The sequence below is a fragment of the Corynebacterium amycolatum SK46 genome (assembly GCF_000173655.1).
Classification (GTDB): domain Bacteria; phylum Actinomycetota; class Actinomycetes; order Mycobacteriales; family Mycobacteriaceae; genus Corynebacterium; species Corynebacterium amycolatum_A.
Genome location: NZ_ABZU01000005.1, coordinates 1 through 26,382, shown reverse-complemented (window position 1 = coordinate 26,382; position 26,382 = coordinate 1). Strand labels below are relative to the sequence as shown.

Annotated in this window: 19 protein-coding genes; 5 read left to right on the top strand and 14 right to left on the bottom strand. The window is 59.4% G+C overall.

All coding sequences use genetic code 11. The features are described 5' to 3' along the window. Positions 1-215 precede the first annotated feature (215 nt). The 8 genes from CORAM0001_RS04695 to CORAM0001_RS04660 all read right to left on the bottom strand — a co-directional run bounded on the left by CORAM0001_RS04695 (position 216) and on the right by CORAM0001_RS04660 (position 10,092). A complete protein-coding gene (locus tag CORAM0001_RS04695; RefSeq protein ID WP_005510475.1) occupies positions 216-2,447 on the bottom strand; it encodes a 3-hydroxyacyl-CoA dehydrogenase NAD-binding domain-containing protein in 2,232 nt (743 codons plus the stop codon). A gap of 74 nt (positions 2,448-2,521) precedes the next feature. Next, positions 2,522-3,757 carry an acetyl-CoA C-acetyltransferase gene (locus CORAM0001_RS04690; RefSeq protein ID WP_005510480.1) on the bottom strand — a complete coding sequence of 412 codons (1,236 nt, stop codon included), beginning with the start codon at positions 3,755-3,757 and terminating at the stop codon, positions 2,522-2,524. A gap of 238 nt (positions 3,758-3,995) precedes the next feature. Then, the gene (locus CORAM0001_RS04685) at positions 3,996-4,997 is read right to left on the bottom strand and encodes a siderophore-interacting protein (RefSeq protein WP_005510463.1); all 1,002 of its coding nucleotides are present in this window, start codon (positions 4,995-4,997) and stop codon (positions 3,996-3,998) included. A gap of 40 nt (positions 4,998-5,037) precedes the next feature. Beyond that, on the bottom strand, positions 5,038-5,844 hold the full coding sequence (locus tag CORAM0001_RS04680) for an ABC transporter ATP-binding protein (protein WP_005510445.1): 807 nt from the start codon (positions 5,842-5,844) through the stop codon (positions 5,038-5,040). Between the two features lie 36 nt (positions 5,845-5,880). Continuing rightward, a complete protein-coding gene (locus CORAM0001_RS04675; protein ID WP_040361204.1) occupies positions 5,881-6,936 on the bottom strand; it encodes a FecCD family ABC transporter permease in 1,056 nt (351 codons plus the stop codon). After that, the gene (locus CORAM0001_RS04670; RefSeq protein WP_040361237.1) at positions 6,933-7,853 is read right to left on the bottom strand and encodes a FecCD family ABC transporter permease; all 921 of its coding nucleotides are present in this window, start codon (positions 7,851-7,853) and stop codon (positions 6,933-6,935) included. Before CORAM0001_RS04670 ends, CORAM0001_RS04675 begins: the two co-directional genes overlap by 4 nt. Before the next feature lie 122 nt (positions 7,854-7,975). Further along, complete coding sequence (locus tag CORAM0001_RS04665) at positions 7,976-9,046, bottom strand: iron-siderophore ABC transporter substrate-binding protein (RefSeq protein WP_040361202.1); 1,071 nt, start codon at positions 9,044-9,046, stop codon at positions 7,976-7,978. A 173-nt stretch (positions 9,047-9,219) separates the two neighbouring features. Continuing rightward, a complete protein-coding gene (locus CORAM0001_RS04660; protein ID WP_005510563.1) occupies positions 9,220-10,092 on the bottom strand; it encodes a class I SAM-dependent methyltransferase in 873 nt (290 codons plus the stop codon). Between the two features lie 93 nt (positions 10,093-10,185). On the opposite strand from CORAM0001_RS04660, the gene CORAM0001_RS04655 reads away from it, so the two are divergent. After that, positions 10,186-11,364 (top strand): glycosyltransferase family 4 protein, encoded by a 1,179-nt coding sequence (locus tag CORAM0001_RS04655; RefSeq protein ID WP_005510451.1) that lies wholly within the window; start codon positions 10,186-10,188, stop codon positions 11,362-11,364. Here CORAM0001_RS04655 and CORAM0001_RS04650 read toward each other — a convergent pair. Both CORAM0001_RS04650 and pgfA read right to left on the bottom strand, forming a co-directional pair. Beyond that, positions 11,344-13,176: an MmpA family trehalose lipid delivery protein gene (locus tag CORAM0001_RS04650; protein WP_005510534.1), complete on the bottom strand. Its 1,833-nt coding sequence runs from the start codon at positions 13,174-13,176 to the stop codon at positions 11,344-11,346. The two genes, CORAM0001_RS04655 and CORAM0001_RS04650, sit on opposite strands and share 21 nt — an antisense overlap. 81 nt (positions 13,177-13,257) lie before the next feature. Further along, positions 13,258-14,418: a cell envelope lipid trafficking protein PgfA gene (gene pgfA / locus CORAM0001_RS04645; RefSeq protein WP_005510513.1), complete on the bottom strand. Its 1,161-nt coding sequence runs from the start codon at positions 14,416-14,418 to the stop codon at positions 13,258-13,260. A 196-nt stretch (positions 14,419-14,614) separates the two neighbouring features. On the opposite strand from pgfA, the gene CORAM0001_RS04640 reads away from it, so the two are divergent. Continuing rightward, positions 14,615-15,907, top strand: coding sequence for an acyltransferase family protein (locus CORAM0001_RS04640; RefSeq protein ID WP_005510473.1), 1,293 nt, complete (start codon positions 14,615-14,617; stop codon positions 15,905-15,907). Between the two features lie 6 nt (positions 15,908-15,913). Here the strand turns inward: CORAM0001_RS04640 and CORAM0001_RS04635 are convergent, their stop codons facing one another. From CORAM0001_RS04635 to CORAM0001_RS04625, 3 genes are all read right to left on the bottom strand, one after another. Continuing rightward, positions 15,914-19,504 carry an alpha-(1->3)-arabinofuranosyltransferase domain-containing protein gene (locus CORAM0001_RS04635; RefSeq protein ID WP_040361200.1) on the bottom strand — a complete coding sequence of 1,197 codons (3,591 nt, stop codon included), beginning with the start codon at positions 19,502-19,504 and terminating at the stop codon, positions 15,914-15,916. Positions 19,505-19,533: 29 nt separating this feature from the next. Next, entirely contained in the window at positions 19,534-19,728 is a 195-nt protein-coding gene (locus CORAM0001_RS04630; RefSeq protein ID WP_005510537.1) for a DUF2613 domain-containing protein, read from the bottom strand. Between the two features lie 196 nt (positions 19,729-19,924). Beyond that, the gene (locus tag CORAM0001_RS04625; protein ID WP_005510532.1) at positions 19,925-20,404 is read right to left on the bottom strand and encodes a universal stress protein; all 480 of its coding nucleotides are present in this window, start codon (positions 20,402-20,404) and stop codon (positions 19,925-19,927) included. Positions 20,405-20,557: 153 nt separating this feature from the next. On the opposite strand from CORAM0001_RS04625, the gene CORAM0001_RS04620 reads away from it, so the two are divergent. The 3 genes from CORAM0001_RS04620 to CORAM0001_RS04610 are packed head-to-tail and all read left to right on the top strand — an operon-like array spanning position 20,558 to position 23,759. Then, the gene (locus CORAM0001_RS04620; RefSeq protein ID WP_005510569.1) at positions 20,558-21,889 is read left to right on the top strand and encodes an MFS transporter; all 1,332 of its coding nucleotides are present in this window, start codon (positions 20,558-20,560) and stop codon (positions 21,887-21,889) included. A 56-nt stretch (positions 21,890-21,945) separates the two neighbouring features. Further along, entirely contained in the window at positions 21,946-23,115 is a 1,170-nt protein-coding gene (locus tag CORAM0001_RS04615) for a sensor histidine kinase (RefSeq protein ID WP_005510470.1), read from the top strand. After that, positions 23,112-23,759: a response regulator transcription factor gene (locus CORAM0001_RS04610; RefSeq protein WP_005510456.1), complete on the top strand. Its 648-nt coding sequence runs from the start codon at positions 23,112-23,114 to the stop codon at positions 23,757-23,759. The genes CORAM0001_RS04615 and CORAM0001_RS04610 overlap by 4 nt, the downstream gene beginning before the upstream one ends. Positions 23,760-23,836: 77 nt before the next feature. Here CORAM0001_RS04610 and CORAM0001_RS04605 read toward each other — a convergent pair whose 3' ends face one another. After that, positions 23,837-26,224 carry an MMPL family transporter gene (locus CORAM0001_RS04605; protein WP_050773599.1) on the bottom strand — a complete coding sequence of 796 codons (2,388 nt, stop codon included), beginning with the start codon at positions 26,222-26,224 and terminating at the stop codon, positions 23,837-23,839. Positions 26,225-26,382 lie beyond the last annotated feature (158 nt).

The following is a 26,382-nucleotide window of genomic DNA, read 5'->3' as shown; positions in this document are numbered from 1 at the left end:
CCCACCAAACATGCGAGTCTACGTCAAAACACCCCTGTTAAATGGCGATAACCGTTGTTTTCGCTTTACGACGGATCCAAGTCCACCAACCTTCCCTCGAAAAGCCGAAACCCCGACCCGCAGTTAGTTCAAAACTGCCGGTCGGGGCTGGTTGGTGTGCTGTATGGCCTAAGCCGTATGAACTAGTGAACTAGCTAGCCGGGGCGAAAAGAGCCCTACTTCTTCAGAGACTCCGGAGCATTGAAACGCTCGCCGTGCTTAGCGGCCAACTCTTCGGCGCGCTCGACGAAGCCCGCGACGCCGCGGCGCTCCGGGTGAGCTGCAGCCGGGTCGACAACAGTGGCGCCATCGTAGTTCTTAATGAACTGGCGAGTACCACCGGTCCAGGCCGGGTAGCCGATACCGAAGATGGATCCGATGTTGCCGTCGGCGTCGTGAAGCAGAACGCCCTCGTCGACGCACTTCTGAGTCTCGATGGCCTCGATGAAGAGCATGCGGTCGACCAGCTCCTGCAGGTCGGTGTCCTCCGGAGCGATTGGGGTGATGTTCAGCTCCTCACGGAGCTCGTTGAACAGGCCCGGCCAGAGACCGGAGCGCTTGCCGTCGACGTACTCGTAGAAGCCCTTGCCCTCGAGCTTGCCCGGGCGCTCGAACTTGTGCAGCATGGCCTCGACCAGAGCCGGTACGCCGCCCTCGTCCAAGGTCTGACCGGCAGCCTCGGCGGCAGCGCGGGTCTCGCCAGCAATCTTCTCCATGAGTTTGAGATTCAGCTCGTCGGCAAGCTGGAGCTGCGGTGCCGGGTAACCAGCCTGGCGACCAGCGGCCTCGATGATGGCCGGGTCGTAGCCCTCGGCAACCATGCGCAGGGCCTCGTTGATAACGGTGCCGATGACGCGGGAGGTGTAGAAACCGCGGGAGTCGGTGACGACGATCGGAATCTTGCGGATCGCAACAGCGAAGTCCAGCGAAGCAGCCAGGATTGCCGGGTCGGTGTTATCGCCGGAGATAATTTCGATCAGCTGCATCTTGTCCACCGGGGAGAAGAAGTGCAGGCCGATGAAGTCCTTCTCACGCTTGACGTGGGAAGCCAGCTCGGTAATCGGCAGGGTGGAGGTGTTGGAGCCCAGGATGCAGGTCTCCGGAACTGCGGCCTCGATCTCGGCGTGAACCTTGTGCTTGAGGTCGGTGTTCTCGAAGACGGCCTCAATGACCAGGTCGACGTCGGCCAGGTCGTCGTAGGACTCGGTCGGCTTGATGCGGTTCAGCAGTGCTGCGGACTTCTCCTCAGTGGTGCGACCGCGCTTGAGAGCCTTCGCCTCCAGGCCCTCGGAGTAGGACTTGCCGCGCTCGGCGTTCTCCAGGGAAATGTCCTTCAGGACAACTTCCATGCCAGCCTTTGCACACACGTAGGCGATACCTGCGCCCATCATGCCGGCGCCAACAACGGCCACCTTCTTGAACTCGCGCTTCGGGTACGGGGTGCCGTCAGCCTGCAGCGGACGGGAGCCGCCGCCCTGAGCGTGGTTGAGGTCGAAGAAGAACGCCTGCATCATGTTCTTCGACTGGGTACCGGTGACCAGTTCGGTGAAGTAGCGGGACTCGATACGCAGTGCGGTGTCGATGTCGACCTGAGAACCCTCGATGGCAGCCTGCATAGCAAGGCGCGGAGCCTTCATCGGGGAGCCCTTGAGCTGCTTGGTCAGGTTTGCCGGGAAGGACGGCAGGTTCATTGCGAACTTAGGAGTCTTCGGGTCGCCACCCGGGATCTTGAAGCCCTTCTCGTCCCACGGCTGGGTTGCCTTAGCATTCTCGCTGGTCAGCCATGCGCGAGCGGTGTCGATGAGCTGCTCCGGGGCAACAACCTCGTCAACGAGGCCAGCTGCGAGAGCCTTGGCCGGGTTCATCTGCGCGCCGGTCAGAATGACCTTCATCAGTGCGTCCTGAATGCCCAGCATGCGAACGACGCGGGAAACACCGCCGCCGCCCGGCAGCAGGCCGAGGGTGACCTCTGGCAGGCCAATCTTGGAACCGCGGGCATCGGCAGCAACGCGGTGGTTAGCACCCAGCGCGACCTCGAGGCCGCCGCCCAGTGCTGCGCCGTTGATGGCAGCAACAATTGGCACCGGGAGCTTCTCCAGGCGACGCAGGGAGGCCTTCATGTCCTCGACCATGCCGAACATGTCAGCTGCATCGTCCTCGGTGGCCTTGGACATCTGCTTGATGTCACCACCTGCGAAGAAGGTCTTCTTCGCGGAGGTGATGATGATGCCCTTGATGGAGGTCTCAGAGCCGTCGCCAATTTCGTTTTCCAGGCGCTCCACGGTGGCGCGGATGTCGTCCTGGAAGGTCTTGTTCATGGTGTTGACCGGCGCATTCGGGTCATCCATGGTGAGGGTGACGATTCCGGCGTCGTCCTGATCCCACCGGAACATGTTATCTGTGCTCATAAATCAGTCAGTCCTTTGTGGTTATCGCGGTGTGACCGCGGTAATTGTCGCTGTGAGTTTCGTTCCGGTTTGCTTTAGACGCGCTCGATGATGGTTGCAACACCCATGCCGCCAGCCACGCAGAGCGAGATGAGGGCGTAGCGGCCACCGGTGCGGTGCAGCTCATCGATTGCGGCGCCGGTGATCATGGCACCGGTTGCACCCAGCGGGTGACCCATGGCCATCGCACCACCGTTGATGTTGAGCTTGTCGTAGTCGATGCCCAGGTTCTGCTGAGCGTGCTTGACGACGGCGGCAAACGCCTCGTTGATTTCCCAGACGTCGATATCGTCGACGGTCAGGTTGGCCTTGGCCAGAGCCTCGCGAACAGCCGGCTCGATACCGGTGAGCATGATGGTCGGCTCGACACCATTAACGGCGGTGGCGACAACGCGTGCGCGTGGCGTCAGACCCATGTCTGCGCCGGCCTTCTCAGAACCAACCAGGGTCAGTGCAGCGCCATCGACGATGCCGGAGGAGTTACCTGCGTGGTGGACGTGGTTGATGGACTCGAGCTGTGGGTACTTCTTCAGAGCAACAGCGTCGAAGCCGCCCTGCTCGCCCATCATGGTGAAGGCAGCACGCAGGCCGGAGAGGGACTCTGCGGAAACGCCTTCGCGGATGGTCTCATCGCGGTCGAGGATGGTCAGGCCGTTCGCGTCCTTGACTGGGACGACGGAGCGGTCGAAGCGGCCCTCAGACCAAGCCTTTGCGGCACGGGCGTGGGAGAGTGCGGCCATCTCGTCGAGGGACTCACGGTCAAAGCCGTCGAGCGATGCAATCAAGTCAGCGGAGATTCCCTGCGGGACGAAGTCGGTCGCGAACGAGACCTGTGCATCCATCGCCATTGCGCCGCCGTCGGACATCATTGGCACGCGGGACATGGACTCGACGCCGCCGGCGAGGACGAGCTCGTCCATGCCGGAGCGGACCTTCTGAGCAGCCAAATTGATGGCGGAGAGGCCGGAAGCGCAGAAGCGGTTGATCTGGACACCGCCGGTGCGGTACGGCAGACCTGCGGTGAGTGCTGCGGTGCGGGCAATGTCCGCGCCCTGGTCGCCAACCGGGCTGACGCAGCCCACGATGAGGTCGCTGATGCGCTCTTCGTCCAGGTCAGGGAAACGGTTGCGAATTTCGTCGATGAGGCCGACGAGAAGTGATACCGGGCGTACCTCGTGGAGGGAGCCGTCCTTCTTGCCCTTGCCGCGCGGGGTGCGAATTGCCTCGTAGATGAAGGCTTCGCCGCCCGGCTGAATGGTGGCGGAAGTCATGTGTTTTTACCTCACAGATTCGTCGTAAAGTGTCGTGCGTCACTCTATAACGAATGGCGGATTGCCGGGGGTGATTTGAGGGGTGCTGGGGAGAAAGTTGACTCGCCGTAGTCTCCCACCTGCGGTTATGGGAGAAACCGGGGGTAATTACATAAGTAGTTTGAGTGCCGTCAGCCTTCCAATCAGCCATCCAATCCGGCTGAGCCTCAGTCACCTGGCAGCGCAGCAGATTTAAAAACTATCCCTTCGCTGCCTGACCCCGCTTCCAATATCCCATGAACGACACCTGCTTCCTCGGAACGTGGCATTCCTTCACCAGCAGCCTCCGCATCCGAATCACCGCTGAAGACTCGCCCGCAATCCAAAAGTAGGTCCCGGTTAGTGTCGGATTCGGGGATTCGGCGTTGGCCTTATCTTCGTCGCTGGAATTGGAAATATCTTCACCCGACTGGGAATAGCTTGGAGTCTCCCACACCAGAAAGTTGGGGTCATCCCCGCCTGTCGACGCAGTGGTCGCCGCCGTATTCCCCTCGAGAACGTTTGACAGGGCTTCTCGCGCGACCGGGCTTAGCGCATTGCTGACAAGCTTCACCAGATTGGAGTACAGCAGCTCGCCCGAAGTGTCGTGCTCATCTTCCGCTCGCGCCAGCCACTTCACCGAGACTCCAGATGGCACCTCTAGCTCCTGGGCATCGGTTGTACATGGAATCTCAATAAACACCTCTCCCTGCACTTCCGCTGGCCATTCCTCCAGGGTCTTCGCAATTGCAGGTAAGGCAGTTTCATCTCCAAGCATCACGATGTGACTACTAGCTCCAGGGGCGAATTCGATGCCAGTGCCGGATTCATCATCTCGTGTCGGTGCGATGATGAGCAGCTCATCGCCGACCTGTGCCTTTGCAGCCCACGCAGAGGCTGGTCCAGCGGCATCGGGGTGCAACACGAAATCGATGTCGAGTTCATCGGGAGCGTCGTCTGGCAAGTTGCGTCGAAAAGCGCGGATGGAATACGTGCGGACATAGCCCCGAGTCTCGGGGTCAAGGGTTTGCCAGGTAGCGAACCAATTCTCCTTCGGCAGCGCTGGAAGCTGACCAGCGGCTGGGATAATGACCTTGATACGGATGTCCCGAATTGTGTCCTTCGGACCGACATTCTCCACGCCGTGAAGTGTTATGCGCTGAAAGTGCGGGGAAATCTGTCGCGTGCGGGCGACGCGGACGCGGTGTGGCTGGTATCCCATGGGAATCCTTAAATCTGATGAGTTGCTTACATCTACTGAGCTAGTGCTGGGCGAGTTTCGAGTGGTGGCGCCCAATGGGCATCACCGTGGGCAGCCCTGAGACTGGATCGGTAATAATCAGTGACTCGAGGTCGAACGCCTCCCGGGTCAACTCTTGTGTGAGCACGTCGACAGGCGCTCCTGCGGAATGCAGTCGGCCGTCGCGCATAGCGACGAGAACATCCGAATACCGAGCAGCCAGGTTGAGGTCGTGCAGCACCATGATGATGGTGGTGCCACGGCGATGATTGAGATCAGTTAGTAAATCCAGGACCTCTAATTGATGTTTTAGATCTAGGTAGGTTGTAGGTTCGTCGAGAAGCAGCACATCGGTTTGCTGCGCGAGTGCCATCGCAATCCACACACGCTGACGCTGGCCACCGGAGAGCTCTTCGACGCATCGCCCCGCGAGGTCTGCAACTCGGGTAGCTTCCATAGCTTCGGCGACGATGTCGTAGTCGGCTGAACTCCAGCGGCCCAGAATTCCCTGGTAAGGGGTTCGACCACGGCCGACCAAATCTGCAACAGTGATGCCGTCAGGAGCGATGGGGCTCTGCGGAAGCAGCCCGAGCCGTTTTGCCAATTCGCGGGAAGAATAGGAACCCAGCTCCTTGCCGTCCAGCTCGACGGATCCAGCTGATGGTCGAATCAATCGAGCTAGCGTCCGTAGAAACGTTGATTTGCCACAACCATTTGGTCCGACAATCGAAGTAATCTTGCCTGCTTCGAATGACAAAGTCAGGTCTTTCACAATGGGTTTTTCCCCATACCCAGAGGTAAGGGACTGAGCATTCAGTTGTGCGGACACGGTGAGTGACTCCTTGGTTTGATGAACAAAGCGCAGCTATCGAGATGTTCTGACGAGCAGGTAAATCAAAAAGGGCGCTCCGAGCGCGCCGGTAATAACGCCGACGGGGTAACGCGTACCGAAGAGGTATTGGCCGGCTAAATCTGCGGCAAGCACCAAGAAGGCTCCAACCAATCCAGATGGCACTATGAGGTTCGCGCCGGGCCTAAAGATTCGCGTCGCTATCGGACCTGCCATGAATGCGACAAATGAGATTGGTCCGGTTGCGGATGTTGCCACTGCGATGAGCATGACGGCGCCGACAATAAGAGCTCCGCGAAGCAGGTTCACGCGCAGTCCGAGTGAGGTGGCGATGTCGTCGCCAAGCTCCAAGATTGATAGCCTGTGCGCGCCAATCAATAGCAGCGGCGTCACAACAAGAACGGTAGTAACCAGCGGTAATCCGCGCTCCCACGAGATGTTATTCAGCGATCCAGTCAACCAACGTGTGGCCGTCGGCAGATCCCACGCGGAAGCCTTCGACAACACGTAGGTGGTCCACGCCTGCAGCATCGCAGCAATGCCAATTCCCGTCAGAATCAGGCGGGTGCCAGTAAACCCCGACTTCAACGCCAATAGATAGGTCAGGGCTGCCACGCTTAACGACGCCATCAGCGCCACCGTTGACACGGCAGTCTGAGAGGACTGAAACAGCACAATCATGGTCGAACCGGCAGCGGCCGCACCAGCGGAAATACCGATAATGTCCGGTGAGGCTAACTGGTTTCGCAGCATCGTTTGGAAGATTATTCCCGATACGCCAAACGCAAAGCCGGCGACAATTGCAATCGTGGCGCGTGGTAGGCGTAGCTCTCTCACTGTGAAAGATGCCCCGGGGACGGTGTCACCGCGAATGACGCTGATGACATCGGCAAGGGAATAGAAGGAGTCTCCGAGCATGAGACTCAGTAGCCACAGTACGGCCGTGATCGCTGCCAGAACCAATAATGTGAGCGTAAAACGAATTCGGGCGTGACCGCGTTGTTCTTGGATAGCGGTCGCTAGTTCGCTGACCCTATTCTGCGGGCGCGTTTCGGGGGCGAGGTTTGTCATAGTTCCCGCATCCTTGTCTGTCGCACGATCCAAATAAACAGTGGGGCTCCGAGGAAAGGCATGATGATGCCGACGGCAATCTCGGATTGGTCACCGATGAGGCGTCCGACGGTGTCAGCAAGCGTGAGCAATACTGCTCCTGCCAGAGCGCTTGCTGGGATGAGAACGCGGTGGTCGGTTCCGAGAATCATCCGGAGAACGTGGGGGACGATGAGACCGACGAAGGCAATCGGACCAGTGACGGCAGTGGTGGTCCCGCAGAGCAGCACCGCGCCGAGTGTTGCCAGGACTCGTGTGCGGGTTAAGTTGATGCCGAGACTGGTGGCGACATCATCGCCAAGAGAGAGTGCGTTGAGGCCGCTGCTGGTGAAAAAGACGATGATGAACCCGAGACCAAGTAACGGGAAGGCGGCCGTCAGTGATTCCCACTGCGCACCGCTGACGGAGCCGATTTGCCAGTTGCGGAACTCGTCCATGACATCGGCGCGCGGCAACAAGATGGCGCTGGTCAGGCTGGATAGGGCGGCGGCCGTGGCAGCTCCAGCAAGAGCTAGCTTGAGTGGAGTGGCGCCGCCGTGGCCGATCGATCCCACGCAGTAGACAAACACTGCAGCTGCGAAGGCGCCCATTGACGCAATCAGCATTGTCGGCAGTGTGCGACTGATGTTGAAAAAGGTAATACCGATAACAACTGATAGAGAAGCGCCAGCAAGAACCCCGAATATTCCGGGGTCTGCGAGCGGGTTTCGAGTAACAGCTTGAAAGGCTACGCCCGAGGTGGCGAGCGCTGCGCCCGCGCACAGTGCCAGCACGGTACGCGGAATGCGTGTCCACGCTGCAGCTTCTCCCGCGGTGTCGGTGGCTCCGCCTAAGGCGGAAAGCGCCTCGGTGAACGTAATACTGCGTATGCCGAACATCACCGACAGAACCACCGATACCAGTCCAAGTATCAGCAAGAGAACAAATACAGCTGACTTGGTGGTAGTCGAAGGCAGGGGAGTGGACCTTGCTGAAGCAGCCTGGATTGAGGTTGGCACTATTACTTCTTCAATCCTTCGTTAAGCGCTGCGAAGTAACGGTCGATGCCCCATGGGATGGAGAGCGGAGAGGGGTTCGAGGCGGCTCCTAGCGGGCCATCTTCAAGGAAGGCAATGTTGCCGTTCTTCACCGCCGGAATCTTGGAAAGCAGTGGATCCGCCTGCATATCCTTGACGTTCTTGTCATCCTCGGCTTTATCGCCCGAGGAGTAGGAGATGATGACATCGACGTCATCGAATTGCTCCGGGTTCTCAGTGGAGACTTCAACCCAGAACTTATCGGCAGTCCTGGACTGTTCCTCGACGATCTTCGGTGCCGCAAGACCGTGGTTCACGAGGAATCCCATACGTGGATCTTCGGTGGAGAAGAAACCAAGCTTGGACGGGTCGGAGCTGCCGCCGAAGGAGGTAAAGAGTGCCTTCTTGCCCTTGAGGTTCGGGTATTTCTCAAGAGCGTCGGCAATAGTTTTGTCCAAGTTCTCGGACAGCTTCTTGCCCTCATCGCCCTTGCCGATCGCCTTGGAGCTAATCAGAATCATGTCTTCCAATGATGTGCCCCATGCCATGTCTGGGTAGGCAACGACGGGCGCAATCTTGGAGAGTGTGTCGTAGTCCTCCTGCGAAATCCCGGAGTAAGTAGCAAGAATAATGTCAGGCTTTGTGTCTGCGACTTTTTCAAACGGGATGCCGTCGGTTTCATCGAAAAGCACCGGCTTCTTGTCTCCGGAGTCTGCGCCGAGTTCCTTCAGCTTGTCTTCAACCCACGGGAGGATGCCATCGCCGTCATCGTCACCGTAGGTGGCCTTGCTCATACCAACGGGCACCTGTCCCAGAGCAAGCGGGACTTCATGGTTCGCCCAGCCGACAGTTGCGATTCGCTGCGGTGCCTCTTTGATAGCGGTCTCGCCGAACGCGTGCTTGATGGTCACAGGTAACTGTGTGTTGGCGTCCGAGGCGCTGACACTACTGGCATTGTTTTCACTGCTCGTGTCGCTGCTTCCGCAGGCTGCCATGGTGAATGCGATGGCTCCGCTGGCCACCGCGATTGCCAGGGTCCTGAAGGTTTTGTTCATGTAGGTCCTTTGTTGTGTGCGAAGAGTCTCGTTGAGTACTTCCGAGTCCAGCAGTTTACCGAATGCCGGCAAGAGTAACAAAGGGCAGGCTAGCCTAAAAGCAGGGGTCGTGTTGGGGTTAAAGTGTCGGTGTGCGTTGAGGGGCGCTAAAGGCTTCCTCTATGAATCCCCCCCTACCGCTTCCGCAGCACCAGCACCAGGTTCGACACCGCGAACTCGCGCAGCACCGGCACGTGCACCATCCACCAGGCCCACCATGGGTGGTAGCGCGGGAAAGCGGCCAGTAGTTCGCAGTCGCCAGCCTCCGCCGCAGCGCGTGCCCACTTCAAGCCTTCACCGCAACCGACCTTGAACAGGGACTCGCCAAAGTAGTTCTTCGGTCGCTTGCCGTGCTTCTTCTCATACATGCGCCGCGCGCGGTCGCCGCCCAGGTAGTGCGTCATCCCCATCTCGTGGCCGCCGAACGGGCCGTACCAAATGGTGTACGAGTAAACGACCAGCCCGCCCGGCTTGGTCACACGCAGCATTTCCTCGCCCATCGTCCACGGCTCGGGCACGTGCTCGGCAACGTTCGACGAGTACGTCAGGTCAAAAGCATCATCGCGAAATGGCAGTTCCAGCCCCGATCCGCGTACCGACGACTCCAGCTTGATACCCGCCGCCGCCATCTCGCCCACATCGGGTTCGCAGGTGTAATACTCCACGCCACGCTGGGCAAATGCGCGGCCAAAGTAACCGGGGCCGCCGCCGACATCAAGGATGCGTTTGCCGCGCAGTGCGGTATTCGTCGTAACGCTTGACGACGTGCCCCCTGCGCCCGCCGACCCCGCCGTACCGGCGGTGCCCACCGAAGCATTCGCCCCAGCCGCGATGCCTTCCAGCAGGCCGATGGTGTCCTCGGCCAGGTGCCCGTAGAAGATATCGGGATCGGTTTGCTCGTATTTGAAGTCGTTGAGCAGCCCGAATGAGCGCGACAGCGTAGCAAAGCTGCGGAGCTCTTTCAGAGCGGGCGGAACGATAAAAGCGGGAAAGCGAAAGCTGGTCACGTCAAACAATCTAATGGACTGGTTGGGTTTGGGAGTATGGATTTGAGCTAAAGCGGCAACGAAAGTCGCGCCGAGCGTTAGGCTCATATTGTTATGAAAATCTTACTGTTGTGTTGGCGCGACACTGGCCATCCCGAAGGTGGAGGTAGTGAGCGCTATTTGGAGCGCGTCGCAGGTTACCTTGCCGACCAAGGCCATACTGTGGTGTTCCGCACGGCCAACTACCCAGGCGCACCAGCCCTTTCGCGTCGTGACGGTGTGACTTTCTCCCGCGCTGGTGGAAACTTCTCCGTCTACGTGCGCTCCTGGACTGCGATGCTGGGTGCGCGATTTGGCGTGGGCCCAATTGCCAAGGCGCTCGGCGGCAAGCCGGATGTCGTGGTCGATACCCAAAACGGTGTCCCCTTCTTCGCGCGGATTTTCTCCGGCGCGCCGACGGTGCTGCTGACACATCACTGCCACCGCGAACAGTGGCCAGTGGCAGGGCCGATTATTAGCAAGCTGGGGTGGTTCATCGAGTCGCGTCTGTCGCCGATGATTCACCGCCGCTGCCGCTACATCACCGTTTCCGAGCCAAGTGCCGCTGAACTGGTAGGACTCGGAGTGTCTCCGGGGCGTATCGCGGTAATCCGCAATGGTGTGGACCCGATTCCGGAGGAGTTGCAGTCGACTGAAATCATGGCGGACCTATCCGAGTGCGACGGTCCAGCGCCGCATCTGGTGACGCTGTCGCGATTGGTCCCGCATAAGCAGATTGAGCACGCCATCGATGTGCTTGCAGATCTTGTACAAGATCGGCCAGGTGCGATTCTCGATGTTATTGGCTCGGGATGGTGGCACGACAACCTCGTGGAATATGCCCGTGACAAGGGTGTTTCGGACCACGTGGTATTCCACGGGCAGGTCACCGAGGCGGACAAACACCGCATCCTCTCCAAGGCGTGTCTGCACCTGATGCCTTCGCGCAAGGAGGGCTGGGGGCTCGCCGTCATCGAATCAGCGCAGCACGGCGTGCCGACGGTCGGTTACCGCTCCTCGGCGGGTTTGCGCGATTCGGTCAACGACGGTGAAACTGGCCTGCTGGCCAGCGATGAAGCGGACCTAATTACCAAGACGCGGCAGATTCTCGATAACGGCGAACTGCATCGCGCCATGTCCAAGGCCTGCGTCGCGCGTGCCGCAGAGTTTGGCTGGGACAAGACCGGCGAGGCAGTTCTGAATGTCTTGGAAAACCCAACACTGGACAAGTTGCTACCTGCGGCGGGGCAGTAGCGCTTCCATTACTCCAGTCAGTAGTCCCGCCAGCAGCCCAGCGAGTAGGCAAAGAGTCCAGATTCCAAAGGCTGTCCACGCAGCTGCATAGGCCCCCGGGCTTGGTTGTGTGGCCGGCTCGATAACGCCGGGGACATGGTATAGTTGCAGGTCAGGGGTTTCATAGACGGGATCTAACGCTGCCACAATGTCAGCGGAGTCGCCGAAGTTGCCGGGCGAATTCTCCACTAGGACCCAGCCAACGCCTTGGTCTCGAAGACTCTGGAGCGCAGACTCAAGCTCCTCCTGCCTCTTCGCACCACCGAGCAGCGTGCGCTCAACGGTTGTGGCTCCCTCGCCAGACACCGACTGCCCAGAGACAATCAGTTCGCCAGAGCTCACCACCGGAGCGGGCAAAATCTTCGTAGCCGGGTCGAGGACAGGACGCCCATCAATAATGCGGTAAGAACCGGCAGGTAGAACCGCAACGTGATCGTCGTCAAGCGCGACCACACCGGAAACCGCCGACCAGCCCTCCCATGACGGAATGGGGCGGAGCGGAGCGACATCGGCGGGCAGCGTGGGGACAGCGGCGATGATGATAAGCGCGCTGACGCCAGTAGCCAACCACTGGCCGATATTGGCGGTGGCGCCGCGAGCGCGGCGTGCCAGGTACTCCGCACCGCTGGCGGCGAGGATGACATACGCGGGGACAGCGAGCGCGATCCACTTCTGCGCATCACGAAGCAGGCCTGCCCCCGGGATGTGCTCGAGCGCCCAACCCATCATCAAAATGCCCGGCGTTGTTGCGGCGAGAGCCACCAGCACGATGGCCGTGGCGCCAGTGATAATCAGCCCCCGCCAGCGCTCCTGCGAATGCCAGACCCGACGGAATCCCAGACCCATAAGCACCAGGAGTGCCAGCACCATAATCGCCGAAAAACCAACCTCGCGCGTCAGTGGCACAGCCTGCTTATTCCAGATGCCACCCAATCCCAACAGGCTTCCGAGCGTGCCGACGTGAGCCTCTGCTCTGGCCGCAAATGCGGCAGCGCCAGCCACATCGGAGGACCCAGCTGCACTCGGGTTCAGCAAAGATGCCACCAGCCACGGTGAACTGACTGCTACTGTTGTGGCCGCGATCCAAGCGCGGTCGCGGTTATTGCGAGCGGCAACAATGCCGGTGATACCAGCCAAAAGGGCACCGGTCGGTGTGAGGCCCGCAGCGGCAATGGCACTGGTGCGCCACAAGGCGCTACCCATCTGCGTTGCCAGAACAACTGCCGGAAGTAGCAATACGGCGATGACCAGTGACCACTGCCCCTGGAGTAAACGCTCGACCACGAACGGGTTCCAGAGCAGCATCGTCGGTGCAATCAGCTGGCTGGCCAAGCTCGGAGTCATGGGGACAAGGCTCGCACCGGATACGCTACTGGTGCCCGAGCCGTGGCGAGTGAGCCTGCGGGCGAGCTCAGCAGCCGCAAGACCACCAATCAAACAGGCGCCAACCATGCCGAAGCGCACCCAATGACTGGCATCCACAAAGTAGCCCAGTGCCCACAGAGCGGTGTCTTGCGGAACAGCTCGTGCCGCAGCGGAGCTGAGTCCCAGGGCCGCGTCGGTAAGCGGTGGGTGATTGGGGATGACCATGTCACGCAGCAGGAACATCGGTGCCCCAAAGCGACCATCAGCCGGGGCCTTGTGGGGTGCAAAGAGAGGCCAGCAAACGGCAGCGGTCAGCAAGAGAATCCACGACAACACAAAAACCCAGGCGACTCGCTCCGAATGAGAGCGAGCCGACTGGGTCAGAGTAGTGCGGAAACGTTGTGTCACGTGCCCTATATTAAATTATTTTTCGCTTTCCTCAGTGATACTTAGGGTAAGCGAGAGCCTGAGGCACCGTAGTTTGGCGTCTTAGGCAGACTTGCTGCGAACACGGAAGCCAATCACGATGAGGACCAGGCCGAGGATACCGAGGACCCACGGTGCGACAGTGCCGCCGATAGTCAGCGACTTACGTGCTTCCTTAGCGCGGTCCATCTGGCGGCCCTTGGAGCCTTCGTCCCACTGAGCGGTGTACTTCATCGCGGTACGGTTCTGCTCCTTGGCCTCCTTTTCACGACCAGCCTTGGAAGCAATCTCTTCAGCTTCCTTGTCGTCCTTGGCGTAGTACATGAACATCTCTTCAGTACCGTTGACAATCACACCAGAGGTCGGCTCGACGCGGACAGTACGGACGTTGGTGTAGTAACGATCCAACTCGACGTCGTCGTCACCCTCCAGGCCCCACTTGTGAGCCGGGAAGCTCAGGCGCATGGAAGCCAGCGAGGACTTGTCAGCCTCGGTGAGCTTGCGGCCGTCGCGAGTGAAGTGTTCGGTCAGGGACTCGTAGAGGTTCTGCGGCGGAATGGTCATGGAGTACTTGTAGACCTTGACGCCATCCTGAGTTTCCTCACCGACGAAGTCAATCTCGAAGTTACGCATAGCCTGAACATCGAAGTACGGGTAGGACTTCTTCTCAGCACCAAACGGGAACTGGTACTGGATGCCCGGACGAGTGAACGTCGGCGGCTTGGTGTCCGAACCACCCTGCGGTGCGTTAATAGCAACGCTGGAGATCGGGTCATCTACCGGGTACGCAGTGCTGCGGTCAACAGTGATGCGGTCGAGGGTCGCGTTGATGAGGTTCTTCGGCTCTTCGCGGTCATCGCGCAGCAGAGTGGTACCGACCTGGAGGGTTGCAATCTTGTCGTCAGCCGGCTCCTCAATCTCCACGTGGCGCTTCGACTGGATAGGGGTCTTGTCATTGATGAAGCAGTGGACCGGGAGATCGCGCTTCTCTTCGTCCGTCTCTGCCTTGCAGCGCGGGTCATTCTTGCGGTTTGGCGTTGGCTCATTCTTGCCCAGCTGGCTGGAGTCCAACAGAGTGCCGTCGCGCACCTCCGTGACGGTGTCGCTCACAGTGTCAAGTGGGATGACCCGGAGGCGAGGCACCAGGAAGGTTGGCAGAAGGACGGCAATGACAATCAATGCAGCACCGATGATAATCAGTGCATGTCCGAGAGTTCTCTTCATCAGCGGATAGTCCTTTAACTGTACGTAACTTTCTGCTGCAAAACCTAGCAGGAAGTTAGGAGTTATGTGGTGCGTTTTTTAAAAATAACTTGTCGGGAAAACAAAAGAATTTTGGAAAAACCGGCCTGAACAGGACTTATTTCATAATAAAATACAAGTGATTTTACTCATTCTGGTATCCGTGTAAGAAAGTACTATGACGTCCAAGGCATTTGCGGCAGCGCCAAACGCTGGGCAAGACACAGTGTCGAGCTCTGTGCCGAACTCTACGCCGAGCACTGCATCCAGCTCGGGGTCCAGCTCGGGATCGACCACTGCATCGAGCTTTGCCACCACATTCCGCCCAGGCTTCCTTCCTTCGCTGGAGGGCCTACGAGCTGTGGCTTCGATGGGCATCATCGGTACGCACGTCGCATTCCAGACCGGGCATGATGTGGGAGCCCTGTGGGAGCGTATCCTCGGCCGCTTCGACTTCTTCGTGGCCGTTTTCTTCGTGCTGTCCGGATTCCTGTTGTGGCGTTCTCACCGCTCGGGTTACGGCGGCATTCCCCGTCGTAAAGCATTGGCCGATGCCGACGGCGGACGGAAGAAGAGCTGGGCGAAGTACTACAAGAAGCGCGTCGCGCGCATTATGCCCGCGTACTGGGTGCTGGTGCTTATTGTGCTCATCGCACTGCCGGTGGGTCGCGGCGCGGACCTCAAGATCTGGCTAACAAACCTGACGCTGACACAGGTGTATTTCTCCGGCTCGCTGCACGGTGGGTTGACGCACCTGTGGTCGTTGTCGGTGGAGGTCGCGTTCTACATCTCGCTGCCGCTGTTTGCCATTGGGCTTAGCCGGTTGGACCCGCATCGCCAGCAGGGGCACCGCATAGTGGCGATTTCCCTGCTCGCGATCTTGAGCTTCGGTTGGCCTTACCTGCCACTGCCGTACCCAGAAGGCGTTAACCCACATATTCAGCCGATTGCACACTTTTCCTGGTTCGCAGCTGGCATGATTCTCGCCGAACTGGAATCGCTCCAGGGCGTCGATACCGATGCCGCCCGCGCGAAGGTGGAAACCATGCAGCGTTGGGCGCGCCGTCGCGCATTGTGGCTGGCGATTGCCGTGGGTGCGCTGGTCCTGGCTTCCTATCTGGGGCCCGAAGGGCTTGTAGAGCTCACCAACTGGGAATTCACTCGCCGCCTGCTGTGCGGTCTGGTCTTCGGTGCCGCCATCATCGGCCCCTGGACGATGGCGCCGGAGTCGCGCTTCCTCGAACACCCCATCATGCAGGCGCTGGGGCGCTGGTCGTACGGCATCTTCCTCTGGCACGTGGCTATGCTCTCCATTGCATTCCCGCTGCTTGGCGTGAAGCTGTTCACCGGCCATCTGCTCAGTGTCACCATTGTCACGGTCGCACTGTCGATTCCGGTGGCCGCCGCCTCCTACGCGCTCGTCGAGGAACCCGCCCGCCGCTTCTTCGCACGTGTCTGGGTCAACCGCTAACGGCTTTTAATCAGCGGTGTTGTCGGTGTCGTCATCAGGAGCGCCACCGGAAAGTAGCGAGCAGCACGCCACGATTGTCAGCGCCGCCGTCAGCAGTAACTGAAGCGGCCAGCCGGCACCGGCGTAGTCATCCTTCGGCCACGGGTTCGCCGCCAGCATCAAGCCCGCAATCGACATCGTCGCAGCAAGCGCCACAATTAGTGTGTTTCGCACGTTCAGCCATGGCTTGACGACGTCCCCACGCTTCCGTGCCCAGAAAACCGCGCCAAGGGTAGCGGCAACCACCACGAGGGCAACCACCACGCCAGGCCAGCTGGATACCATCGTCACTGTCGTGGCAGCCGCAATGCCAATAGCCGCCCGCGGCAAGTCATTGTTCAGCGAAGATGCGGGAATCGGGGAGGTGAGAGCGAAGCGTCGCCAAGCGAAAGCCAGCCCCACAGCGACCAGTGCGTACACGGCTGCGAGCGCACCGCCTGCGAGGATTCCAGTACGCCAGGTCTGCTGCGGTGGATAGGTCAGCTCGACCGCACCACCAATTCCAGCCGGAATTGTCCAACCCTGCTGCCAACCAGAGACCGTTACCGGCTTCATGGCGGCACCTCCGACACGGAGCTCGTGGCCAGCATTGACAGAGATTGGCAACCACACGATGCGATCGTGGTCGGCAGCGTCAATAGGATTGTTCAGGTCGATTGGCGTGACTTTCTGCTGCTCGGCTGACGGCGCGAAGTAGTCAGTCGAGGTCAGCGATACCCAATCGGACTTGGCATCGATGCGCCATGGCCCCGGTGAGAGCTCAATCTCTTCACCACAGGTCAGCTCGCGGTGATCAGAACCGTCACCTCGTTGGAGGTTGGCCCACGGGTCTCCGATGCTGCTGCGGCAGGTATCAGCATCGACCTTCACCTTTACCGGCTTCGGAACGGTGAACAGGCGCACCAGCGTACCCTCGTGAATCTCCTGGCCAAAGACCCAACGCTGAGCCAACGACGAGGAATTCGGCACCACCGGGACACGAACCGGCGTGAGGTCCTCCGCTATATCCTCGGCGGAAGGTTCCGCCTCTTCATCGGAATCGGAGTTGGTGGATTCGAATGCGTCGAAGCCAGTGTCCCGCTTTGGAATCACCAGTCCTAGCTCGGAGATAGCAAAGCCCACAGGAGCAATCTTTGCTGTGATGAGCACAGATGTGGTCTTGCCGCCGGGCAGCGGAATGCGAGTCGTTTCCCCCGGAACCAACTGTACGGAGCTGGAAGCCGTATCGGTCTGGATGCGCAGTTGTACCGGAACGCGAGCGCCGGTCAGGTTGAGCACTGCGTTATCGGTCGGTTCCTTCCACGACAGCTTGACCCACTCAGCCTGACTCTTGCTCGCCAAGGGCTCCCACCAGGTGGAGGTGTCGCCGTCGAGCATTGCGTTGACCGAGTGGTCCGCCGATGCACCACCGACGTTGTATGGCTCAGAGGCCGACGATGAAACCTCAATTGTGGCGCGACCCGTTGCTGTCTGTGTTAGCGGCAGTCCCGCGACGGGGTAGTCCGGAACGAGGTTGCGGACATATGAGTCCTCGTCTTCGGCCAGGATTGCTGACTCCGCACCGACGACTTCGCCATAGTTGCGGCCGCGGCGTGCGGGAGTGTCGGTGACAGTGCCGGCGTTCTTGCCGGACAGGATGCGCACCGGGGCATCGGAATCGACTTCATCAAGCCTCGGGAGCACTTCGGGGCCACCGGCGACCAGCGGCACCTGTGTAGTGTCCACCAACCGCGGTGAAAGGGCGTGATTGCGTAGCTCCTTCGGGCCCGCGCCCCAAATCTGGATAGCAGTATGGCCGTCCTCGTCCGTGAACTCCGCCACCTTTTCCATGGTCGGAGAGTCCTGCAGCGTAGAGGTGATGGCGCGCAGCGAATCGCCCCTTGAGGTAACTCTCAAGTCGCGGCGGACCAGCACATAGCCGATGCCGTTGTTGCGCAGAGTGGCATCCAGTGCCGGTACCTCACGGCCCCGAGTCAGCGAATTGCGCAGACCATCGAGGCCGCGAATCGCCTCTGGGGGTACTAGTGGCACGGTATCGCGGACGGCCCAGGGCACGTCGGCAAGCGGCTGGAGCGGCTCGTCGCGAGTATTGCCCCACGTCTGATCAGCAAACGGAGATGAAGGCACCACCAGCGTGCGGGTGTCCTCGCCCTGCTCATTCAGCCAGTCGGCAGCTTCGTGCCAGTAGCCCGGAACCTCGGAAAAACCGCCTGCCGGAGCGAGGCGTGCGCTCCACGCAGGGGCGGTGGCACTGGCGATAACCACCAGAACCAGCATCGATGCGATAGCGCGCGGGTGCTTCTCCGGATGCAGCCACTGCTGCCAGCCAGTGGTCGCTGAATCGCTCGCCGTCTCGTTCGTGCGCTCGCTCGCCGGCTCTCGCCACGGCCATGGCAGCTGGGCTGTCGCATGAGCGAAGCCGATAACAAGCGGCAGGCGCACAATTGTGTCGAATTTGTGCAGGTTGCGTACTGCTGCGAGCGTGGAATCGAGCACCTCTCGAGCCGATTCCCACACCAGCCCGAATGGTTCCGTCCAGGCCGTCATGATGACAAGCCCGATGAGCATCATCATCAGCCACATTCGACGCAGCGGCAGTGAGCGCATGACCAAGCCAAGCAGACCAATCGCCGCCACAGCCAGAGTGGCGTAAATGAGAATAGGTTCCGCGACCAGCGCATTTCCGCCCACTCGCTCGAAAGAGACGAACGGGGTCCACGAGGTGGAACCGCGGAGCGTTTCGCCGAGACTCAACCAACGAGTGGTCACGCCGGAGGACTCAATGTAGTCCGTAAACGGTGGTGAGTACTTGCCCAGCAGTAGTAGAGGCACGATCCACCACATGCTGACTGCTGCACACGCAGCCAGCCAACCGCCGAGCATCGCCCACGCACGCCCGCGGCGAGGCCCCGTAATAGCGAAGAAGAGCAGCATCAGACCTGCGGGGATGCAAGCCGCCGCTGTACTGACCGCATTGACCGCGCCAGTGCACAGTACCGCTAGGCCGGACAGCAATACGGCACGGGCAGTCGCACGCCAGGGCAGTTCCTCGCGCCGGGCCGCGACTCGCAGGAGCGGAAGCAGAATCCACGGTGCCAGTGCCACGGGCCAGGTCTCGGACGAAATCGCGCCCAACGTCGTAATCACTCGCGGCGACAACGCATACAGCAATGCCGCCAGTACGCGAGAGGTATGCGTGCCGACGTTTATAGCTTCGGCCACGCGATATGCGCCAGTAAAAGCCAAGCAGAGAGTAAGACTCCACCACAGCGCCTGGATGATCCAGCCGGGCGCTAGGACATCGGGCAGCAAGCTGAACAGTGCGAAGAATGCACCCTGTGGAAAGAGATAGCCATATGCCTGGTTTTGAAGCTGTCCCAGTGGCATGGTGTCTGACCACATGTTGAGCGAGGCGGACAAAAACCCGATGGGGTCTTCCGTCAGGTCGTGCTTTGTGTCAGCGACAGTCTTGCCGGGGGACTGAATGAATGCCAGCAGGCACAGCAAAACCCACCAAGGTACAAGCACGCGCTTACGCGCTCGAACAAAGGTGGGCATAGCTTTAAAGGAGGGTTAGCGTTAAAGGCTTAACGCTGACCGTACTCGACACCGCCAAGCAGAGCGTCATCGGTGGAAACAGCCTGTGCTTCCGGAATTCGGTCTTCGGTCAGAGCCTGGCCGATGCCGAAGATAGCGGCACCACCGAGAAGGGCGCCAATGAGCGCCGAGGCCAGGGCAGGGCCAACGCTACGACGCTGCTCGGAATCAGTTTCGTATGCCATGTTGAGGACTCCTCGTGTGCATTAAGTCAATACTGTTTATGAAACTACACTCTGTGACTTCTGTAAACCAGTGGAACAGCTGGGAATCTCTCCCTGCCTTGAATTTTGGGTGGTTTCATCGGTCATTGAGTTTTCTTAGTTGAGAGATTAACCCATTTTCTATCAGCTAAGTAAGTTTTTAAAAATTTTCTAGAAATTATTCCTTTTCCCCCGGGACGACGAGGACTGGGCGGCCAGCATTCTTCAGCAACGCGTCAGAGGTCGAGGCGGTAAACAGACCACGCAAGCCAGTCACACCACGAGTGCCGGAGATAATCACGCCCGCATCGAGGTCGTGAGCTGCATCGACGATGGCCGACCAGATAGTAGTTTCAGTCTCTACCAAGTAGGGCTCGGCGACGAAGCCAGCCTCGGCGGCAATCTGAACACCTTCACGGCAAATACGAACAGCTTCGTCGTGTGCCGGATCGCCGTCTTCAGTAGTGGCATCCCAGTCGGGCTGCATCATGCCAGAGGCGCCAGCAGTGCGAGCAGCAGCACGCTGTAGAGGCTCCCATGCAGTCAGAATGTAGGCCTTCTTAACGCGCAGCAGTTTTCCGGCGTAGGCCAGCGCCCGCTTGGCTTCGTCGGAGCCGTCGTAGGCAATGAGCATGGAATCAGAAATCGGTTCAACCATTTTCAGTTCAATCCTTACGTCAGAGTTAGCCGAAAATATCACTAGATAAAGAAAAAAGCTGTCGTTGTAGTCCAGGATAGGACAACAGCGCGACTAAGCACGCCAGTTCTTGAAGGTATTCAGTTCCATCGGGAAAAGGTAACGTCCGTAGTTATGGCGACAGAAGAAAATCCCGGGCAGTCACAAGCAAGAGCTGCTGGACCCGCGAAGAACGCCATTGCACTCAGCGTTCCCCTGCTTGTGCTTGCCGTAATCGTGGCGGCGTTGAACTTGCGCCCGAGCATCGCTTCGATCGGCCCGGTGCTCGATCAGCTCCTTTCCGCCCTCGGTGCATCTTCGGCCTTTGGTGGTCTAATTACGGCCATTCCGGGGCTCGCATTCTTCGCGATTGGCCTGTCCGCGGTGTCCGTCGGCAAGCGGATGGGCCTAAGCGGCGCGCTGACGCTGTCGGCGACGCTGCTTTTTGTTGGCCTTGCGGTGCGCCCGTGGGTGAGCAGCATCTGGCTATTCCTGTTGTTTACCGCGTTGTCGGTTGCTGGCATTGCGCTTGGAAATGTGCTGCTACCTGCGTGGATTAAGGTGCACGGCGGCCGTCATACGGTTGTGCTGATGATGCTGTACTCCAGCATGCTCGCTCTTGGTGGTGGCCTGGGGCCGGCGACGGCGTTTTTAATTAGCGATTCACCCGAAGCGTCCGCAGACAGTATCGACATGTGGCGCTGGGCTATTGCCGCATGGGCGATCACCGCTTTTGTGCAGCTCATCGTGTGGGTTCCACTGCGTGCGCGCATCGGATTCGACTACCCGAAGGCGCCGGTCAGTTCCTCGGCAAATACGCCAATCTGGAAGTCGCCGACAGCCATTGCGCTGGCGGTTTTCTTCGGCGTGCAGTCGATGAACGCCTACGTGCTCATGGGGTGGATGCCGAAAATGCTTATCGACGCTGGCATCAGCGTAAACATAGCCACTGCAGCGTCCATGATTGTTCAAGGGTTGGGCATCATCGGTGGTCTGCTGATGCCGCCACTGATTGCACGGCTCCGCACCATGTCCTACGTCGCCTTTGGCCTCGGCTGCCTTTTCTTCCTCGGCTATGCATTGATGATTTTGATTGACCAGCGGGGAGCGGCGGAAACTGGTGTGGGATACGCAATCGGTGCTGCGTTTCTGCTGGGAGTCGGTGGTTTTTGTTTCCCCATGGCCATCGCACTGATTCCGGGCCGCACGCGCAGTCATGAGCTGACCGCGAGGTTGTCCGGCTTCGTGCAGCCAATCGGTTACATTTTCTCCGCAGTTGGACCATTCTTGGTAGGCGTGGCCGCCGGAACCGCGGAAACGTGGACGCCGATTCTGGTCGTGCTGCTTGGCACCACGGTGGTGCTGGCAGTGCTGGGGTTGATTGTCGGTCGGCCAACGTACATTGATGACGAACTGGCCGACCGAGGTATCGGCGAAAAGAAGCCGGGACGTATTCAGCTCGACTGAATTTAGGGGAGTTAGCTCCACTGTATTTGGGCACGGGCCAACTTAGCTTTGAAACTATGACAAAGAAAAAGAATCTAATCGCTCTGGCCTGGAGTTTTATTCTCGGACTGCTGTTCATTCCGGGATTGATTGTCTCCGCTTTTCTTCTGCCCTGGATTCCGCTCATCGGCCGCGGTGCCGATTGGCTCTCCCGCTGGGCAGCATCGTGGTCCGGCACCCCAATTGCCAACCGCGTGACCAATCGCTGGTTCGACATCCGCAACTTCGTCAACCTGCTCGTCCAGTTGGCCATTGGCTTTGTCACCTTCACAGCGTGGGTCGGCGGCGGGTTCACTGTCGGAGTGCTCTTCGCTGCACCATTCCTGGTTGATGAAGTGCAGTTTTTCAGCTGGACTCTGACTGACCCCACACAGAAAATCGGTGTTGCCTGGGTTTTCGCCATCCTCTCTTTAGTGCTGACCATCGCCATCAACCTCGGTGCCGGCCTGCTGTCCATTTGGCTCTCCCGCGTCATCCTCGCACCATCCAGCGAGGAAGTCAGCCAGTCCCGCGATGTGCTCATCGACTCCTTCTCAGGCGAGCGCCGTCGGATTGAGCGCGAGCTTCACGACGGTCCACAGCAACACCTGACCGCCTTGAAACTCAACATTGCCGCTGCTCGCATGGGCAAGACTGAGGAAGAAGTAGCCGAGGCACTCTCCGCCGCCGACCGCAATGCAACGCAGGCTCTTGCACAGCTGCGCTCCGTGGTGCTTGGTATTGCCCCGCCAGTGCTTTTCGAAAATGGCCTAGTCGCAGCAGTAGAGGAATTGGCAGCGCACTCTGGCATGGAGGTTTCTGTTCGTGAGGACGGTGTCTCCGACTTCGGCCCGATTGACGAAACCACAGCGTTGCTCGCTTACCACTGCGCAGCGGAGGGTCTGACCAACGCCACCAAGCATGGCCATGCCGATCGAGCTGATATCACTCTCGCGGTTCAGACTCCGAAGAAGGCGCTCGTGTCTCATCTGGGTACGCTTACGGTCACTGTGCGCGACAATGGCGAAGGCCTGGAAAAACCAACGAGTGCAGACGCTGTAGACGTCGTAAAGCATGACAGTGGAACCGGCATTGCGGGCCTGCGCGAACGGGCGGCAGCGCTCGGTGGAACTGTGACGCTCACCAACGCCGATGGTGGTGCCCAATTGCTGCTGGAACTGCCGATTCGCCAAGGGAGGACGCGATGAAAGTACTGCTGGCAGAGGACTCCGTACTCCTGCGCGAGGGGCTGACCGGCCTGCTGCGGGCGCTGGGGCACGAGGTCGTCGCCGTCGGCGATGCGGATCAGCTTCTCGCCACAGTCAAGGAGCAGGCGTTCGATGTCATCGTCACCGATGTCCGGATGCCGCCGAACATGCGTGACGACGGACTGCTCGCGGTCTCCACACTTCGCCAGGTCAACCCCGACCAGCCGGTTGTCGTGCTCAGCCAATACGTGGCGGCCGGCTACCTGGATTGCCTGCTGCAGCATGGTGGCTTTGGGTACTTGCTGAAAGAACGTGTCTCAGATGTCGAGCACTTCGTCGCAGTACTGGAAGAGGTCCGCGGCGGCGGTACCGTGGTCGATCCTGAAGTGGTTTCGACGCTACTGGCCGCAAAGCAGGACGGCATCGCCGAGCTGACTCCACGTGAGCGCGAAGTGCTCGACCTGATGGCGCAGGGGCTCAGTAATAAGGAAATGGAAAAACGCCTGGTACTAACCGCAGGCGCTGTGAGTAAACATGTGGCGAATGTGTTCTTGAAGCTTGGCTTCCAACCGGAAGATAACAACCGTCGTGTCAAAGCAGTGTTGCGGTGGCTGAGATATACCGCGCCATCGCCGTCGGCTTAGGTTGTGCTGCGCAAAAGCCCCGCGCCGACTCCTTCGAGATCGGAGCCGGTGCGGGGCTTATGGCTATCTAACTGGTGCTACTTGGCTTCAGCAGCCTCAGTGTTAGCGACTACTCCAGCATCGCCGAACTGCTTATTGAGGTTCTCACCCTCCACATCCACAGCCGGAATGATCTTGTCCAACCAACCCGGAATCTTCCAGGCGCGCTCGCCGAGCAGGAACATCATTGCCGGGATGAAGGTCATGCGGACAATGAAGGCATCGAAGAGAACTGCGGCTGCCAGGGCAAAGCCCATGACCTTAATGAACGGTTCATCCATCAGGATGAAGGCGGCAAACACCGAAATCATAATCAGTGCGGCAGCAGTGACCACGCGGGCACCGTGCTTGAAACCGTTGGCCGTGGCATTTCCTGCGGTCTTGCCGTGGGCCCAGCCCTCGCGCATACGGGTAACCAGGAACACCTGGTAGTCCATGGCCAGGCCGAAGACGATACCAATCAACATGATTGGCAGGAAGGAAATGAGCGGCTGCGGGTCATCGATGATGCCCAGCGCGCCTTCCTGCCACAGGGCGACAGTGACACCGAAGGTTGCGGCCACAGACAGTGCGAAGCCGATCGCTGCGACAAGCGGCACCCAAATGGAGCGGAAGACAAGCATCAGTAGCAGGAAGGCCAAGACGAGCACGATGCCGATGTAGGGCAACAGCACGTCGGAAAGCCTCTGGGAGATGTCTTCGTACATGGGCGAGACGCCGGTGATGGAGTAGCGTGCGCCCGTGGCCTCGTTGTACTTGTCCTCTGTATCCCGGATGGACTGCAGTAGGTCGGCAGCGCGCTCATCGGTCGCGCTGTAGGCCGGAGTAATCAGAATTTGGGCGGCATCGCCGAGATCACGCGGATCCTGCGGATTGCCGTTGGTGGCAATCACCTGGGCATTTACCACGCCATCGACACTCTGTAGCTCTGTCAGGGCAGCCATCATGGCATTCTGCTTCTCCGGCGCGGCGAGCTCCTTGTAATCCACCAGCGCCAGCATCGGGGAATTGCGGCCGGGGCCGAAAGCGTCTTCGGTCATTTCGTATGCCGTGCGGTTGGGTGAGCCCTTGGCCATCATGCCGTCGGAGGGCATGGCCAAACGGAGATTTGCAGCGGGGATGGCCAACAGAATGAGGACAACGGCGGTACCCAAAACGAACGCCAGTGGGCGCTTGCGCACAATGCGTACCCACTTCAGCCCCATAGTCGGGGTGTCGTTCTCCGGGTCCGGAGCCTTCACAAATGGCACGCGGCCTGCGAAAACCTTCGTACCGAACAGACCGAGAATAGCCGGCAGCAGCGTGATGGCAACGAGTACCGCCATAGCGACGGTGAACGCCGCGGCCAGCGCCATGGCAGTCAGGAACGGGATATTGATAATCGACAGCGCCGCAAGCGCAATCAGAACGGTCAGCCCTGCGAACACAACCGCAGAACCAGCCTTGCCCACTGCTAGGCCGGCCAAATGCGCACGCTCATCGCGCGGGATTTTCTTCAACTCGGCAGCCAGGTCCTTCGGCTCGAGATTGGATGCATTGACGTGTGCAACCAGCTCATTGCGGAAGCGAGCCAGAATAAACAGTGCGTAGTCAATGCCGACAGCCAGGCCAATCATCGAAGCTAGCGTCGGTGTCATGGTGGAGATGGTGTCGGTAAAAGCGGTGGCGGCGAAGATCCCAGCCATGCCAATGCCCAGTCCAATAACGGCCGACAGCAGTGGCAAACCGGCTGCGACGAAGCTGCCGAAGGTAACGATTAGCACGAATGCGGCCACGATGATGCCGATAATTTCCGCAGTCGCGGAAATCTCGTTCATTTGGAATGCGTTGCCCGACCAGGCTACGTCCAGGTCACCCTTGTGCTTTTCGACGGTTGCCGTGAACGCATCCCGGACTCCGCTTTCGATATCCATACTGGTGGCAGCATCGAAAGTCACAGAAATAGTACCGGTGGTCTTATCGGCACTCAGTGGGGAAACGGCCTCCAGGTTCGAATTGATCTGCTCCTCGGGGTAGCCCTGGGCTTGCATTGCGGGGACCGCCTGCTGCTTCATCCCCTCGGCGGCCATTATTGGTGGCACAATTTCGTCGGTCTTAGCCAGGCCTTCAGAACCCCGCATGGCGGCGACCAGTTCATTGACTTCACCTGCGACAGCTGGGTCGTCGAGAGTCTTGCCCTCTGGAGCCTTAATCACCACAGTGCCCGTGGGGGCGAGTAATTGGTCTTCGTCGGTGGCGAAGCGCTGCTGAATCTCTTTCTGAGTTTCTACAGATTCAAGGCCCGGAAAGGTGAAGTTTTCCGATGTGCCGTTGTACAGCGTCGCAGTCGCGGTGCCCATACCCGCGATGAGCAGCAGCCACACAATGAGGAAACGCCAGCGGTGAAGATAGGCCGATTTTCCGATTCTGTACAAAAATGAAGCCATAACTATAACGTTTTCAAATTTTGAGGATACTTTCTATCGATTATAGCGCTGACCACGGGAGATAGGATTGGTGGCAGGGCTTCAGGCTGTATTTTTGGTATGGGCTGCAAATGTGAAACTGTGGGAGTTTATAGCACTTTCAAGTCATTTTTCGGGCG

What these genes read in the sequence shown, in the direction of transcription:
- CORAM0001_RS04695 (WP_005510475.1), bottom strand. Translation starts at nt 2,447, where the DNA reads ATGAGCACAGATAACATGTTCCGGTGGGATCAGGACGACGCCGGAATC.
- CORAM0001_RS04690 (WP_005510480.1), bottom strand. Translation starts at nt 3,757, where the DNA reads ATGACTTCCGCCACCATTCAGCCGGGCGGCGAAGCCTTCATCTACGAG.
- CORAM0001_RS04685 (WP_005510463.1), bottom strand. Translation starts at nt 4,997, where the DNA reads ATGGGATACCAGCCACACCGCGTCCGCGTCGCCCGCACGCGACAGATT.
- CORAM0001_RS04675 (WP_040361204.1), bottom strand. Translation starts at nt 6,936, where the DNA reads ATGACAAACCTCGCCCCCGAAACGCGCCCGCAGAATAGGGTCAGCGAA.
- CORAM0001_RS04670 (WP_040361237.1), bottom strand. Translation starts at nt 7,853, where the DNA reads ATGTTCGGCATACGCAGTATTACGTTCACCGAGGCGCTTTCCGCCTTA.
- CORAM0001_RS04665 (WP_040361202.1), bottom strand. Translation starts at nt 9,046, where the DNA reads ATGAACAAAACCTTCAGGACCCTGGCAATCGCGGTGGCCAGCGGAGCC.
- CORAM0001_RS04655 (WP_005510451.1), top strand. Translation starts at nt 10,186, where the DNA reads ATGAAAATCTTACTGTTGTGTTGGCGCGACACTGGCCATCCCGAAGGT.
- pgfA (WP_005510513.1), bottom strand. Translation starts at nt 14,418, where the DNA reads ATGAAGAGAACTCTCGGACATGCACTGATTATCATCGGTGCTGCATTG.
- CORAM0001_RS04640 (WP_005510473.1), top strand. Translation starts at nt 14,615, where the DNA reads ATGACGTCCAAGGCATTTGCGGCAGCGCCAAACGCTGGGCAAGACACA.
- CORAM0001_RS04635 (WP_040361200.1), bottom strand. Translation starts at nt 19,504, where the DNA reads ATGCCCACCTTTGTTCGAGCGCGTAAGCGCGTGCTTGTACCTTGGTGG.
- CORAM0001_RS04630 (WP_005510537.1), bottom strand. Translation starts at nt 19,728, where the DNA reads ATGGCATACGAAACTGATTCCGAGCAGCGTCGTAGCGTTGGCCCTGCC.
- CORAM0001_RS04625 (WP_005510532.1), bottom strand. Translation starts at nt 20,404, where the DNA reads ATGGTTGAACCGATTTCTGATTCCATGCTCATTGCCTACGACGGCTCC.
- CORAM0001_RS04620 (WP_005510569.1), top strand. Translation starts at nt 20,558, where the DNA reads ATGGCGACAGAAGAAAATCCCGGGCAGTCACAAGCAAGAGCTGCTGGA.
- CORAM0001_RS04615 (WP_005510470.1), top strand. Translation starts at nt 21,946, where the DNA reads ATGACAAAGAAAAAGAATCTAATCGCTCTGGCCTGGAGTTTTATTCTC.
- CORAM0001_RS04610 (WP_005510456.1), top strand. Translation starts at nt 23,112, where the DNA reads ATGAAAGTACTGCTGGCAGAGGACTCCGTACTCCTGCGCGAGGGGCTG.
- CORAM0001_RS04605 (WP_050773599.1), bottom strand. Translation starts at nt 26,224, where the DNA reads ATGGCTTCATTTTTGTACAGAATCGGAAAATCGGCCTATCTTCACCGC.